The organism is Amycolatopsis rhizosphaerae (assembly GCF_007713715.1).
Classification (GTDB): domain Bacteria; phylum Actinomycetota; class Actinomycetes; order Mycobacteriales; family Pseudonocardiaceae; genus Amycolatopsis_E; species Amycolatopsis_E rhizosphaerae.
Window position 1 is genome coordinate 1 of sequence record NZ_VJWX01000199.1, and the last position, 12304, is coordinate 12304.

Genomic DNA, 12304 nt, shown 5'->3' on the forward strand with positions numbered 1-12304 from the left:
CACCGGGGTCGGGCTGGTCTGGACCGGGGGCAGCTGGGCCGCCGAGACCGGGATGTCCTGGGCGCCGCCGCTCGCGACCAGCGCGGTGGCCACCATGGCCGCGATCGCCATGCTCGAAGCGGCGACCCCGAGCAACTGCCGTGGCGCGGCGGTGGCCGCGGTGGCGGCAGCGCCGCCGGAGGCTCCCGCGGCGGCGGCGGCGGCGGCGGTGGCGGCGGCCGCCTTCCCGCCGGTCAGCGCCAGGTAGCCGAGCGCGGCCCCGCCCAGCACGATCGGCGCCACCACGGCCCGCAGGGCGCCGTTGACGTCGCTCAGCTCGGCGGCCAGTGCCCGGCACCGGTCGCACTCGTCGAGATGGGCCTCGACCTGGGTCCGCTCGCGCTTGGCCAGCCCGTTGCGGGTCCACGCGCCGAGGCGGTCCGCCGTCGCCCGGCACCGCTGGGAGCTGGTCTCGGCGAGATGCACCTGCAGGTAGGCCTGCCGAAGGCCCTCGCGTGCCCGGTAGGCCAGCGCGGACACCCCGTTGGGAGTCAGCCCCAGCAGCGGAGCGACCTCCGCCGGGGTCTGCTGTTCGATCTCGGTGTGCCACAGCACCGCCTGCCACCGTTCGGGCAGCCGTGCGAACGCCCTCGCGGCCATGCTGCGTTCGAGCCCGGCGACCGCGGTGTCGGAGAACGGTACGGTCAGCGCGTCGGTGGCGGCGCTCCCCGTGGCGGTCAAAGTGGACATGTCGTCGCTGAGGTCGACCCGCTTGTCCTTGCGCGTCCGGTCGTAGGCGGTGTGGCGCAGTGCGGTGAGGAGGTAGGCGCGGAAGGCCGAGTCCGGTCCCTTTCCGGCACGCAGCGTGTCCATCACCTTCGTGAAGGCTTCGGACACGAGGTCGTCGGCTTCGGCCTGGGAACGGGCCAGTTGGCGCGCCAGATTGTGCGCGGACGCGACGTGGCGCTCGTAAAGGGTCCCGTATGCGGCCAGCGTCCCCGAGCGAACCGCATTGATCAGTTCGGCGTCACTCTTGCCTGCGAAGTCCGCGGAAACGGTGGACAAATGTTCTCCTCATCGACGGGCCCGGGGATGCCCTGGCCACCGCGCCAGCCATTTCCCGGGGTAGCGATAGTGTGACTCACGGAGAACGGCCCGATGACGCATGGGTACGAATGACCCGATGGTGTAACAGGGGCGGCAACGTAGAGCAAATTCCGTCACGATGTCTCCTCCGTTACGTCACCCGTTTGGAAGAACGCGCCGGAGGAAAGGACGGTCGCGAGTGAATGTCCCGGCCAGTGGCGGAGAACTGCCCCGCCAGCAAAACGGCCCCGACGGCGACCTGCCGCTGCGTACCCTCCGTGCGCGGTGGCGTGCCGCCAGCCTCGCCGCGGGCTGGCGGTTTCCGAGCGACTGGGCCCTGCCCGAGGTGGACGCCGTCTGCGCCGCGGTGCTCCGAGGCGCCGGCCCGGAGCCCTCACTCGCCGGGCTCGCCCGGGCCAGGGCCGCCGCCGGTGCGGAGCTCGAAGAGGTCTTCGCGGACTTGGCGGCGCTCCAGGCCGTGCTCGCGCAGCCGGATTCCGACGACGGCTTCGTCGTCCCCGACCTGGGCACCACCCCGGCCCAGCTGATCACCGCGACCGCTCTCGCCTGGGCCGACGCGGCGCTGGACCAGATCGCCAACATCCAGGTGATCGACCCGTTGACCGGCCTGGCCACCGCGGCCTACCTGCGCACCCGGCTCGACGAGCTCTATCGCGGGTCCGAAGGCCGAGGCCGCCGCGCCGCCGACGACCACACACTGCTGGTGGTTTCCCTCGACCTGACCACCATGACCGGCTGGCGCCGGGTCACCGGGATGATCCTCGTCGCGGAGGCGATGCGCGCCGCACTCGACGGGGGCGAGAGCCTGGCCACACTCGGGCCGTCCACTTCGGTCGCCGTGCTGCGCCGGGACGACACCCTGCCGTCGAAGGCGGTCCTGTTGCGTCGTGCCCTGCACCAGAGACTGTCCAGCGACGCCTACATCGCGCAGATCGGCAGGCCCCGCATCCGCCTGGTGCGGCTGCCCGCGACCCACGAATCGGCCTGCGATCTGCTGCGCGAGCTCGGCCGCGCCTGAGGCGTCACGGCGGCCGAACCCGGGGTTTCCGCCCTCGCGGGGCGCCGCTCGTGCTTTCCTGATGGGGTGACCCGGTCTGTGTCTGCCCCCGACGGTGAGGCGCTGGTGCGTCCCGTGACCCCACGCCTGGCGCTGCGGAAGTCCCTCGCCCGGCTCTGGGGCCGGCCGCGATCGATCATCGTGCTGTCCGCGGTGCCGATGCTGGCGATCACGGTCGGGATCGTCGGGTGGCTGCTCGACTGGCGGCTCGGCGTGGACAGCGCGGTGTACCGGGCCGGTGCGCTGACCCTGCTGCACGGGGACCCGCTCTACGACTCCAGCACGCTCGCGCCGGAACCCTGGTGGGCGCTGCTGCCCTTCACCTACCCGCCGACCGCCGCGCTGCTGTTCGTCCCGCTGGCGGCGGTGCCCACCCAGGTCGCCTGGGGCATCCTCACCGCGATCTCGGTGCTGGCCATGGCCTTGGTGATCCGGGTGACGATCGGCTCGCTGCCCAAGGCCGTCGACGGTTCGCGCTGGTGGTCCTCGCCCGCCCGCGCGACGCTGGTGTTCTCGGTGGTCATGCTCGGGCTGGAACCGGTGTGGCGCACCGTGTTCCTCGGCCAGATCAACCTGATCCTGATGGCGCTCGTGGTGGTCGACGTCCTGGTGCTCAGCGCGCGGGACTCCCGTGCCGGGGGGATCCTCGTCGGGATCGCGGCCGCGGTGAAGCTGACGCCGTTGATCTTCGTCGTGCACCTGTTCCTCACCGGCAAGCGCAAGGCCGCGGCGCGCGCGCTGGCCACCTTCGCCGGGTTGGAGGGGCTCATGCTGCTGCTGATCCCCTCGGACACCATCCGCTACTGGACCAAGACGGTCAGCGACACCGGTCGCATCGGACCCGTGCACTGGGCGGGGAACCAGTCCCTCAACGGCCTGATGAACCGGGTCACCGACCTGGCTCCGTGGGCCTCCAAGGCCGCCATCGGCGTCAGCGCCCTGCTCGCGATCCCCGCCGTGTGGCTGATGCTGCGCTTCCACCGTCGCGGCCAGGCACTGGCGGCCCTGCTGGTCAGCGCGTTCTTCGCACTGCTCGCGTCGCCGATCTCCTGGTCGCACCACTGGGTGTGGGCGGTGCCGCTGATCGTGCTGCTGATCGCGCGGCTGCCCAGGACCCGCGCGGGCGACGCGTGGCGCTTCTGGGTCGGTACCGGTGCGGTGATCGCGGTGTTCATCAGCTGTGTCCTGCTGGTGCTGCCCAATGGGCGCAACATCGAGCTGCACTGGAAGTTCTGGCAGGGCGTGCTGGGCAACGCCTACATCCTGGTGCCGCTGCTGCTTGCCGCGGTGCTGGTGACCCGCTGGGCGCTGCGGCGGCGGCGCCGGATCCGCGAGGCCGCGCCGAGCTGACGCCGATGTGTCGGCCACCACGCCGGGTTCCGCTACCCGCACCGCCACGCGAACGACTTCGATAAGGGCCTTAGGCTGGTCGCGTTATGGACTCTCGTACCGGTCTCCCCGTGGTGGGCATGGTGGGCGGTGGCCAGCTCGCCCGGATGACGCATCAGGCGGCGATCTCGCTGGGCCAGTCGCTGTGGGTGCTCGCCGCCGACGAAAACGACTCCGCCGGGCTCGTCGCCGGCCAGGTGACGATCGGGCACCACACCGATTTCGAAGCGCTGCTGGCCTTCGCGAAGACGGTCGACGTGCTCACCTTCGACCACGAACACGTGCCCGCCGAGCACCTGATCCGGCTGGCCGCGGAGGGGTTCTCCGTCCGGCCGGGACCGGATGCGCTGGTGTTCGCGCAGAACAAGCTGCTCATGCGCGAGCGGCTGGCCGCAGAGGGCTATCCGTGCCCGCCGTTCGCCGAAGTGTCCACAGTGGAGGACGTGGTCGCGTTCGCGGCCGGGCAGTCCTGGCCGGTCGTGCTCAAGGCCGCCAAGGGCGGCTACGACGGCCGCGGCGTGTGGATGCTGGACTCCGAGCAGGAGGCCAGGACGCTGGTGCCGGAGCTGCTCGCCGCGGGTACGGAGCTGCTGGTCGAGCGGCGCGTCGAGATGCGCCGCGAGCTGTGCGCGCTGGTGGCGCGCTCGCCGTTCGGGCAGGGCGCGGCCTGGCCCGTGGTGGAGACCGTGCAGTCGGACGGGATCAACACCGAGGTGCTCGCCCCGGCCCCGGGGCTGACCGCGCGCCGGGTGGACGAGGCGCAGGACCTCGCGCTGCGGATCGCGGAGGCACTGGGCGTGGTCGGCGTGCTCGCGGTCGAGCTGTTCGAAACCGACGGCGGGCTGGTCATCAACGAGCTGGCGATGCGGCCGCACAACTCCGGCCACTGGACCATGGACGGTTCGCGCACCTCGCAGTTCGAACAGCATCTGCGGGCCGTGCTGGACTACCCGCTCGGTTCGACGGACCTGCTCGCCCCCACCGTGATGGCGAACGTGCTCGGCGCGCCGGAAACCCCGAAGATGGGGCCGGACGAGCGGCTGCACCACCTGTTCGCCCGGTTCCCGGAGGCCCGGGTGCACCTGTACGGCAAGGGGGAGCGGCCCGGGCGCAAGCTGGGTCACGTCAACTTCGTCGGATCGGACATGGACGAGCTGCGCACCCGCGCCAAGCTCGCCGCGCACTGGCTGTCGCACGCCGAATGGCTCGACGGCTTCCAGATCCACTGAATTCCCGAGGAGTGACAATGGCGCCGATCGTGGGCGTGATCATGGGCAGTGACTCGGACTGGCCGGTGCTCGAAGCCGCCGGACAGGCGCTGGACGAGTTCGGCGTGTCCTACGAGGTCGGCGTGTACTCCGCGCACCGGACGCCGCAGCGGATGCTCGACTACGCCACCGGTGCCGCGGACCGCGGGCTCAAGGTGATCATCGCGGGGGCCGGGGGTGCGGCGCACCTGCCCGGCATGGTGGCGTCGGCGACCGTGCTGCCGGTGATCGGCGTGCCGGTGCCGCTGAAGTACCTGGACGGCCTGGACTCGCTGCTGTCGATCGTGCAGATGCCCGCCGGGGTGCCCGTCGCCACCGTATCCGTCGGGGGTGCGCGCAACGCCGGGCTGCTCGCCGTGCGCATGCTCGCGGCGCACGACCCGGCGTTGCGGGAGAAGATGGCCGCCTTCCAGGCGGATCTCCAGCAGTTGGTCCTCGACAAGGACGCCGCCCTGCAAACCCGCCTTCGCGACGCCTGACCCGGCGGCCGGTGCCGTGAAGGGTCCCTTCACGGCCGATTCGACTGTGAAGGGACCCTTCACGGCTCGCCACGGCAAGCGGGTCAGCCGCTAGTCGCTCCGCGCTACGATGCCGGACGTGGCACTCGACCGGCTTGAGGGCATTTCAGGGCTGGAGTACCGACTGTCGGACTCGCCCTATGTCGAGGGCGTGTACCGGGTGGCGCCGAATGGTGTGCGTGGCGGCTTCGCGCCGGAGCGCATGGTTTCGGTCGTGAACTCGAACTGGGAGCTGCTGGTGTGGGCGTCGGACGGCGTCACCACCGTTTCGGTCCGCGGTCCCGAGACCCGGCCCACCGTGGTGCCGTTGGGTGGCGGGCTGGGCAGCACCTTCGGCGTGATCTTCCGGCACGGTGCCTTCCTGCGGAATCTGCCCGTGGGCGGGCTTGTGGACGGCAGCGTGTCGAGCCCGTACACGACGCCGCGCTCTTTCGTGCTGCAGGGCAGCGAGTGGGAGATCCCCACCTACGAGAACGCGGAGACGTTCGTGGAGCGCCTGGTCCTGGCGGGGTTGCTGGTGCGGGACCCGTTGGTGACCGACGTCGTCGCCGGGGAGCGGCCGGTGCTGGTCACACCGCGCTCGGTGCAGCGCCGGGTCGCCGCGGCCACGGGCCTGACGCAGGGCATGATCCGGCAGATCGAGCGGGCGCGGCAGGCCACCATGATGCTGCGGCAGGGCGTGGCCGCGACCGAGGTCGTACATCTGGTCGGGTATCACGACCAGCCACATCTGGCGCGGTCGCTGACCCGGTTCGTCGGTCGGACGGCGACACAGCTGCGGCGGCCCGCCGCAGACGAGATGCTGTCGCTGCTGTACAAGACCGAGGCCGCGGTACGGCCATAGGTTCGAGGCCAGCCGGAAGGCCCGGCCACAAGAACCGAGGAACACCGATGGCTTTCACACAGATCTATGTCAACCTGCCGGTCACCGACCTGGAGGCGAGCACGTCGTTCTACCTGGCTCTGGGTGGTGTGCTCAACCCGCAGTTCACCGACGAGACTTCCGCACAGGTCGCCCTCGGCGAGGTGGTGACCGTGCAGCTCATGACGCACGAGCAGTTCGCCCAGTTCACCTCGCGGCCCATCGCCTCCGGTGCGATCGAGTCGATCCTCGCGCTGCCCGCCGAGTCGAAGGAGGACGTCGACCGGCTGGCCGGCGCCGCCGTGAAGGCGGGCGGGTCCGAGCCGCGCCCCCCTCAGGACATGGGCTGGCTCTACAACCGTGCTGTGGACGACCCGGACGGCCACAGCTGGGAGCTGCTCTCGTTCGACGCGTCGGCGATGCCCGGCACGCCGGAATGACGAAGGGCGCGGGCGGTCGATTCCCACCGCCCGCGCCGCGCCCCGCTGGAGTCTCCTAGGCCTCCAGGCGGGCGCGCAGTTCGCGCTTGAGGATCTTGCCCGCCGCGGAGACCGGGATCGCGTCCACGAAGTGCAACTCCCGGAGCCGCTTGTACGGCAGCACGTTCGCGTTCACCGCCGCCATCAGGTCCTCCTCGGTGCCCGCGTCCCCGCGCCGCACGACGAAGGCCACCGGGAGCTCGCCGACGTCCGCGCGCCGCCTGCCCACCACCGCGGCCGAGGCCACCCCGGGCTGGGACATCAGCAGTTCTTCCAGCTCGCGCGGGTAGACGTTGTATCCCTTGTACAGCAGCATGTCCTTCTTGCGATCCACAATGGACAAGTAACCCTCCTTGTCCAGCACGCCGATGTCGCCGGTGTGCAGCCAGCCGTCCACCAGCACGGCGGCCGTCTCCTCCGGCCGGTCGTGGTATCCGGTCATCACCTGCGGTCCCCGGATGCACACCTCGCCGGGCTCCCCGGGCGGGAGGGGTTCCTCGCCGCCCTCCGGCGCGACGATCTTGACCTCGGTGTCGAACACCGGCACCCCGACGCTGCCCGGTTTCCGCACGGCGGAACGGAAGGCGGGATTCGCGGTGGCCCCCATGGTGACCTCGGTGAGCCCGTACCCCTCGGAGATGACGGCGTCCGGGAACCGCCGCCGCAGCGCCTTGATCATCTCGTGCGGCATCGGCGCCGCCCCCGACGACAGGCTCCGCACGGACGAAAGGTCCCGCGTCGCGAAGTCGGGGCAGGCGAGCAACGCGGCATAGAGCGCGGGCGCGCCGCCGAGCTGCGTGACGCGCAGGCGCTCGGCGTCGGCGAGGTAGCGGACGGGGTCGAAGCCGTCCTGCAGCACGATCGTGCCGCCGGTGAGCATGGGCACGTTGAGCCCGCCGATGGTGCCCATCGCGTGGAACCACGGGGTGAGGTTGATGGCGACGCCCGTGCCGAGGCGGCTCGGCCACTCGTCCTCGCTGCCGACCTGGTCCAGGCCGAGGCGCTCGCCGTCTTCGAGCACCGGCACCGACCCGCTGCCCCAGCACGCGTACTGCAGGGAGTTCACCACGACGTTGCGGTGCGGCAGGCGCACGCCCTTCGAGCGCCCGGTCGTGCCGCCGGTGTAGGCCAGGTGGGCGAGGGCGGTGCGGGGATCGATCGCCACTTCCGGCGGGGTTTCCGGTTGCCCGGCGTGGAAGCGCTCGAACTCCGTCCGTCCCGGCCCCGACTCGCCGTCCACCACGACGACCAGGCGCACGGCGGTCCGGTCCTGGACGCCGGCGAGCACCTCGGCGGCGGGGCCGGTGCTGATGGCGGCGACCGCGCCCGAGTCGGCCAGCTGTGCCGCCAGGTCGGCGGGCGGCAGCAGCGGGTTCGCCGGGGTGAAAGTCGCCCCGGCGAGCAGGATTCCGTAGTAGGCCACCGGATAGGCCAGGCAGTTCGGCAGGTGGACGGCGACCGTGTCGCCGGTGCCGACGCCGTGGGCCCGCAACGCGTTCGCGAACCGGCAGGCGGCCCCGTAGACCTGGGAAAAGCCGAGCGCACGGTCGTTGTGCAGGTAGGCCGTCCGGTCGCCGTACCGGGCGGCGGCGCCGGCCAGGATCGCACCCACCGGTACTTCCGGATAGTCCAGCGAAGTGGGCATTTCGGGAGGCATCGTGATCCGCATCACTTCACCTTAGGGCGAGAGTGCGGCCGAGAACACAAGGAAGCCCTAGTAAACGAGCACTAACATCGAAGAAGAACAAGCCATTCGAGGAGGGTGACGCCGGTGTCTGACGGTCCCGGGCTGTACCAGTTGGCCGAGGAGCACGAGGAGCTGCGGGCCGCCGTCCGCGCGCTGGCGGAGAAGGAGATCGCGCCGCACGCGGCCGAGGTCGACGAGCAGGAGCGCTACCCCGTCGAGGCCCGCGACGCGCTGATCAAGGCCGGTTTCCAGGCCGTCCACATCCCCGACGAGTACGAGGGCCAGGGCGCGGACGCCATCGCCGCCTGCATCGTGATCGAAGAAGTCGCCCGGGTCGACGCCTCCGCGTCGCTGATCCCCGCGGTGAACAAGCTGGGCACCCAGCCGATCCTGCTGTCGGCCTCGGAGGAGCTGAAGAAGCTCGTCCTGCCGTCCATCGCCTCCGGTGAGGCTTCGGCCTCCTACGCGCTGTCCGAGCGCGAGGCCGGTTCCGACACCGCTTCCATGCGTACCCGTGCCCGGCTCGAGGGTGACTCCTGGGTGCTCAACGGCACCAAGTGCTGGATCACCAACGCCGGCGAGTCCACCTGGTACACCGTCATGGCCGTCACCGACCCCGACGCGGAGAAGAAGTCCAACGGCATCTCCGCCTTCGTGGTGCACAAGGACGACCCGGGCTTCTCGGTCGGGCCGAAGGAGCGCAAGCTCGGCATCAAGGGCTCGCCGACCCGCGAGATCTACTTCGAGAACTGCACCATCCCCGCGGACCGCATCATCGGCGAGCCGGGCTCCGGCCTGAAGACCGCGCTGCGCACCCTCGACCACACCCGCCCGACGATCGGCGCCCAGGCGCTGGGCATCGCGCAGGGCGCGCTGGACGCGGCCGTGGCCTACGTCAAGGACCGCAAGCAGTTCGGCAAGGCGATCGGTGAGTTCCAGGGCGTGCAGTTCATGCTCGCCGACATGGGCACCAAGATCGAGGCCGCCCGCCACCTGGTCTACGCCTCCGCCGCCGCCTCCGAGCGCGGCGACGCGCGCGCGGGATTCATGGCCAGCGCCGCCAAGGCCTACGCCTCCGACGTCGCGATGGAGGTCACCACCGACGCCGTCCAGCTCTTCGGTGGCGCGGGCTACACCCGCGACTTCCCGGTCGAGCGCATGATGCGCGACGCCAAGATCACCCAGATCTACGAGGGCACCAACCAGATCCAGCGCATGGTGATGGCCCGCGCCCTGCTCAAGGGCTGATTCGATCATCGTCCGGTAGTTCGGGCGGCCCTGGATTTTCATGATCAGGCCGCCTCCAGGCCGTCAGAGGACTCAGGCCGCCCGAACACCGCGTCGATCGCCTGCCGCGCCCGTTCGTGGCTGGACGCCACCAGGTGCGTGTACGTCCGAAGCGTGAACCCGGCATCGGCGTACGACTGGTAGTCATTGGCCGCTATGATTGGCCCGATCACGCCCGAAGCGCCCTGCTCGGGACGCCCTCTAGGAGGGCGGGAGAGCGCGTCTGTTCGACGGTTGATCTCGGGCATGCCCCTTTCCGCATGCCCTGGAGGTTTTTCGTGGAAGCCGTCGTTAGTTCTTTTCTCTTGTTGCTGGCCTTCGGGGTCCAGCAGAGCGCACGAGTGGTCATAGTCCACAAAGCGCTCGAGCGTTGCCGACCGGAAGATGTGCCGAAGGTGGTTGCTGCCGTGAACACCACCGGCGTCCGACGGTCTAAGTAAGTTGGCTCGGGCGGCCTGTGCCTTCCTGATTACGCCACCTCCAGGCCATCGAAAGACCCAGGCCGCCCGAACACCGCGTCGATCGCCTGCCGCGCCCGTTCATGGCTCGACGCCACGAGGTGCGTGTAGGTCCGCAGCGTGAACCCAGCGTCCGCGTGCCCCAGGTACTCGGCCAGCTCCTTGATCGACACGCCCCGGGACAGCAGCGTCGAGGCGTAGAAGTGCCTCAGCGCGTGCATGCCATCCGCCCGGCCGCGATAGTCGAGTTCGGCCGCCCGGAATGCCGCATGCCACACCACCTTCGTGAACAGGTCCCCGCTGTAGAGGCGGCCCTCCTCACCCGTGATCAGCAGCCGGGCCGTGACCCGCTCACCGTCCGGCACCCGCCAAGGGAGCGTTACCGGCGTCGGCGGGTACCGGTCTGCGTGATCGTCGAGTTCCGCGAGCACAGCGGGGGACACCGGGACCGTGCGCGTCTTCCCGCCTTTCGGTGCCGCGAACATCATCACGCCCTTCACGGTCTTGATCTGCCGCTGAACACGCACGACCATTGCGTCACGGTCGATGTCGTCGGGGGAGAAGCCCAGGATCTCGCCTTGCCGCAGGCCGAGACCCGAGCCGAGCGGCACGAGGATCGAAAACCGGTCGGCCAGGCCGCCGCGGACCTTGTGCACACGCTCTTCCGGCCAGACCTCCACCTGTGGGCTCTTCCCGACCGGGCGCCGCACGGTTTTCGCCTTGCAGGGGTTCTCCCGAATCAGTTTGTCGTCTATGGCCGAGTCCAGCACGGCCGAGACCAGCGTGAACAGGACGACCTTGTAGTTCTCCGCGTGCTGCTTCTCCTCCAGGTCCCCAAGCCAGTCCCGGATGGTCGCTGGCTTGATCTGGCCGAGCTTCATTCCGCCGAAGCGCGGATAGATCTGGCTGTCAAGACGGCTGCGGAGGATCTCACGGGTGGCAGGGTCGGGTGACTGTGCCTTGAGCCAGTTCTCTGCCTGCTGCCGGAAGGTCTTCGACGACGAGCGAGGGTCGACGTACTTGCCCTCGCGCTTGTCCGACTCGACCTCGATCAGGAAGTCTTCCGCGCGCCTCTTCTGCTTGTCCGGGAACGACTTCGAGCGCTCCTCGTTGTCCGGGTCGAGGTAGCGCACCTTGTAGCGCATGCCGATCCCGTACAGCTCGGTTTTTTCGAGCACCGGCTTGCCCTTGGCGTTGAGCATGATCTCGCCCGTCTCGGGGGCGCGCTTGGGCCGGTACCAGCGGTCTTGGATGTGCCCCATCAGGCCGCCGCCTCCTCGTTGTCGAGCCAGGCGCGGAGCTTGGCGGGGTCGTAGCGCAGGTGCCGTCCGACTTTGCGGACCGGTGGCCCTTCGCCACGCCATTTCCACTGGTAGAGCGTCTTCACAGGGACGCCGAGGTAGGCCGAGACGTCCTCGACGGTCCAGAGTCTGTCGATGCTTCGCAGGTTGTCCATGTGTTCCCCCATCAGGCCGCGAGCGGAGTTGCCGAAGTTTCTGGACCGCTCATCGGTGGCCCCGCCGCGAGTAGTGCCCGGTCGTATTCGGCTTTCCAGGTGATCCGTTCGGCGATAGCGCGCATCAGCAGGTGCGCCCGTGGTGGTGCGTCCCGGTCGCCCGGGTCGACCTTGCGCCAGATGAGCCGGGTGGTGTCCTGTTCCGGTTTGACGATGCCGACGGCGGCGAGCATGTCGCGCACGAACGCCTTGCGGTCGGCCTTGTGGTCGGCGAGGGTCTTGCCCGACCACTTCCGCGAGACCAGAACCCGCCGCCCCGGCAGGCCGAGGGTGGTCCACCGGTGTGCCCGGCCCTTGCAGTGCCCGGGAGTCGTCCGGGATGTGGCCCCGAGGGGTTGGATGCCGTAGAGCAGCCACACCGGGCACCGCGGCGAACACGGCGTGATCGAGAGCTCGGCGTGGAGCCGATCATGGTGCTCCCGCTGTCGCGCCGAGGTCGCCTCGATCACTTCCCCCGTGGACTTGGTCAGGTATTTGGTGAGGTAGCCGATGTGGCGTCCGGCTTCGTCGGTGCCGCCGAGGATGCCCTTGGAGTGCACCTGCCGCCCAAACGTCACCACGTGCGCGGGTTCCTCCACCGCCTCCACCGCCTCCACCGCCTCACCCCAGGCCGTCAGTGGGTTCCGCGTCTCGGGGTCTACAAAGGACTCGGCTTGTGCGTCCCACACGGGCAGCCGGTCCCCGCGGTAGACGAGCT

The 12304-nt window shown here is 70.1% G+C and carries 13 protein-coding genes; 7 read left to right on the forward strand and 6 right to left on the reverse strand.

Features of this window, described 5'->3' with window-relative positions:
• On the reverse strand, positions 1-1044 hold a 1044-nt coding region (locus tag FNH05_RS19800), incomplete at its 3' end, for a sigma-70 family RNA polymerase sigma factor (protein ID WP_144590192.1).
• 220 nt (positions 1045-1264) lie between these two features.
• On the opposite strand from FNH05_RS19800, the gene FNH05_RS19805 reads away from it, so the two are divergent.
• From FNH05_RS19805 to FNH05_RS19830, 6 genes are all read left to right on the forward strand, one after another.
• Positions 1265-2104: a GGDEF domain-containing protein gene (locus tag FNH05_RS19805; RefSeq protein ID WP_144590193.1), complete on the forward strand. Its 840-nt coding sequence runs from the start codon at positions 1265-1267 to the stop codon at positions 2102-2104.
• Positions 2105-2170: 66 nt separating this feature from the next.
• A complete protein-coding gene (locus FNH05_RS19810) occupies positions 2171-3493 on the forward strand; it encodes a glycosyltransferase 87 family protein (RefSeq protein WP_144590194.1) in 1323 nt (440 codons plus the stop codon).
• A gap of 86 nt (positions 3494-3579) precedes the next feature.
• Entirely contained in the window at positions 3580-4761 is a 1182-nt protein-coding gene (locus FNH05_RS19815; RefSeq protein WP_144590195.1) for a 5-(carboxyamino)imidazole ribonucleotide synthase, read from the forward strand.
• 17 nt (positions 4762-4778) lie between these two features.
• Positions 4779-5279 (forward strand): 5-(carboxyamino)imidazole ribonucleotide mutase, encoded by a 501-nt coding sequence (purE, locus tag FNH05_RS19820; protein ID WP_144590196.1) that lies wholly within the window; start codon positions 4779-4781, stop codon positions 5277-5279.
• 118 nt (positions 5280-5397) lie between these two features.
• Positions 5398-6162 (forward strand): helix-turn-helix domain-containing protein, encoded by a 765-nt coding sequence (locus FNH05_RS19825; RefSeq protein ID WP_246127842.1) that lies wholly within the window; start codon positions 5398-5400, stop codon positions 6160-6162.
• Between the two features lie 47 nt (positions 6163-6209).
• Positions 6210-6620, forward strand: coding sequence for a VOC family protein (locus FNH05_RS19830; protein ID WP_144590197.1), 411 nt, complete (start codon positions 6210-6212; stop codon positions 6618-6620).
• Between the two features lie 55 nt (positions 6621-6675).
• Here FNH05_RS19830 and FNH05_RS19835 read toward each other — a convergent pair whose 3' ends face one another.
• Positions 6676-8328 (reverse strand): class I adenylate-forming enzyme family protein, encoded by a 1653-nt coding sequence (locus FNH05_RS19835; protein ID WP_144590198.1) that lies wholly within the window; start codon positions 8326-8328, stop codon positions 6676-6678.
• A 93-nt stretch (positions 8329-8421) separates the two neighbouring features.
• On the opposite strand from FNH05_RS19835, the gene FNH05_RS19840 reads away from it, so the two are divergent.
• Positions 8422-9594, forward strand: coding sequence for an acyl-CoA dehydrogenase family protein (locus tag FNH05_RS19840; RefSeq protein ID WP_186382636.1), 1173 nt, complete (start codon positions 8422-8424; stop codon positions 9592-9594).
• 44 nt (positions 9595-9638) lie between these two features.
• Here the strand turns inward: FNH05_RS19840 and FNH05_RS19845 are convergent, their stop codons facing one another.
• The 4 genes from FNH05_RS19845 to FNH05_RS19860 all read right to left on the reverse strand — a co-directional run.
• Complete coding sequence (locus tag FNH05_RS19845; RefSeq protein ID WP_222426661.1) at positions 9639-9881, reverse strand: hypothetical protein; 243 nt, start codon at positions 9879-9881, stop codon at positions 9639-9641.
• 221 nt (positions 9882-10102) lie between these two features.
• Entirely contained in the window at positions 10103-11353 is a 1251-nt protein-coding gene (locus tag FNH05_RS19850; protein WP_144590200.1) for a tyrosine-type recombinase/integrase, read from the reverse strand.
• Entirely contained in the window at positions 11353-11547 is a 195-nt protein-coding gene (locus FNH05_RS19855; RefSeq protein ID WP_144590201.1) for a helix-turn-helix transcriptional regulator, read from the reverse strand. Before FNH05_RS19855 ends, FNH05_RS19850 begins: the two co-directional genes overlap by 1 nt.
• A gap of 11 nt (positions 11548-11558) precedes the next feature.
• A partial coding sequence (locus FNH05_RS19860; RefSeq protein WP_342781582.1) for a replication initiator occupies positions 11559-12304 on the reverse strand: 746 nt, incomplete at its 5' end.